1 protein-coding gene is annotated in these 1,966 nt (G+C 55.2%); it reads right to left on the bottom strand.

Features of this window, described 5'->3' with window-relative positions; all coding sequences use genetic code 11:
- The coding region (locus HFD99_RS24670; protein WP_167441039.1) for a condensation domain-containing protein at window positions 1-1,966 on the bottom strand (1,966 nt) is incomplete at both ends.

The following is a 1,966-nucleotide window of genomic DNA, read 5'->3' as shown; positions in this document are numbered from 1 at the left end:
TAGCCAGGCCGAGTGCGGTCAGCAGCAAATCATTCATATCCGTGTTGTAGGCACGATGTGCTTGTTTTAACAGCTGCCCCGTTTCTTGAGCTGTCCACGTGACTGTCATGAGCTCGCTGTCTTTATTCAAGGAATGAGAAGGGGATTCGTCTTTTGGAAGCGGCTCATACACACCTTGTTCTACTTCTTGCCAGAAGGCGAGCTCTGCTGCCATTTCTGGGCCGTTCGCATAGTGAGACTGTCCCTCAGCCCAGGTACGGAACGAATCCGTTTTGTGCGGAAGACGAGTCGGTTGTCCGTTCAATGCTTGTTCGTAGGCTGTCGTAATATCCTCGAACAAAATGCGCCAAGAAACGGTATCTACTACTAAGTGATGAATAGCCATCAGCAAATGATCTCCATCTGGGCAATGGAACAGCCCCAGCTTCACCAGCGGTCCTTCGCTTAAATGAATCCCCGCCTGAATTTCATTCGCTTTGGCCTCAATCGCCGCAGACACTTCCGACTCATGGCTGAAGTCTATGCGTTCCAGCGTATACAGCTCACCCTCGCCAATGGCGCGGTTCCAGGCTTCATACCCGTGTTCGGTAGGACGGAAAACGATCCGCAGTGCATCGTGATGACTAACCATTTGATCCATCGCTGTGCGCAGTGCCGCTTCATCAAAACCATCCTTGTTATGCAGCATGATGGACTGGTTGTGATGATGAGCATCCGTCAGGTTTTGCTCCAAGAACCAGTGTTGAACGGGTGTCAGCTTCACAGCGCCTACCACTTCACTCTGATCCGCCAATCGGGTAACGGATTGGACTTTCAGCGCCAATGCAGACACCGTTGGATGGCTGAACAGGTCTTTCATCTCCAGTCGATAACCTGCTTGTAGCAAGCGGGACGATACTTGCAGCGCTTTGATCGAATCGCCGCCCAGCTCGAAGAAGTTATCCTGCGTGCCTACGGCCTCCACGCCGAGCACTCCGGCCCATACCGCAGCCAATACTTGCTCCACCTTGGTACGCGGGGCTACATAGGCTGCTCCCGTATGGATGCTGCCTTCCGGTTCCGGCAAGGCCTTACGGTCAATTTTGCCGTTGCTGGTCAGCGGGATCGTCTCCAGTCGCATCAGCCGTGCTGGCACCATGTGCGCTGGCAGTCCGGCTTCCAGCGCGGCCTGTACTTCCTCGATCCGCAGCTCGGTTTCTCCCGTGATGTATCCACACAAATACTTGTGTCCACGCTCGTCCGTCCGGTCGATGACTACGGCTTGACGTACACCCGGTACCCGCTGGATCGCCGTTTCAATCTCGCCCAGCTCGATCCGATAGCCCCGGATTTTGACCTGATAGTCCATCCGGCCGATAAAGTCCACATTGCCGTCTGGCATCCACCGCGCCAAGTCGCCGGTGCGATACAAACGTTCACCCGGTACGTACGGGTTCGCCACGAATTTCTCGGCTGTCAGGTCCGCACGGTTCAGGTACCCCCGTGCTACCCCGATGCCGCCGATGCACAGCTCGCCCAGTACACCGATCGGTACCGGATTCAGCTGGCTGTCTACGATGTAGAAGCGTGCATTCAGCCACGCCTGTCCAATCGGCACATTCCCGCTGCTTGGCAGCTTCGACAGCTCTTCGTCGTAGAAGCTGGAGTCGATCGCCGCTTCCGTGACGCCATAGCTGTTGATGATGCGGATATCTGCGCCAAACCGTTCTTGCAGCACTCGGTAGTCCGTCACGCTGCAGCTATCCGAGCTCGTGATCAGCAGTTCCAGACTGCTCATGTCCAGTCCGTGTTCGTATACATGCTGCATAAACGGTACGATCAAGGCTGGCGTCGATTCGAACACGGTAATTTGATAATCGCGAATCCAGCCGTACAGACGGCTTGGATCAATCCGATCCTCTTTCGGACAGATGACCATCGTGCCGCCGTTATAAAGCGTCCGTGCAATATCGCCGACGAACACGTC

The sequence above is a fragment of the Paenibacillus sp. EKM301P genome (assembly GCF_011800295.1).
GTDB lineage: Bacteria > Bacillota > Bacilli > Paenibacillales > Paenibacillaceae > Paenibacillus > Paenibacillus polymyxa.
Note: the sequence above shows the minus strand (reverse complement) of the source record. Positions and strands in the feature narration are given on the sequence as shown.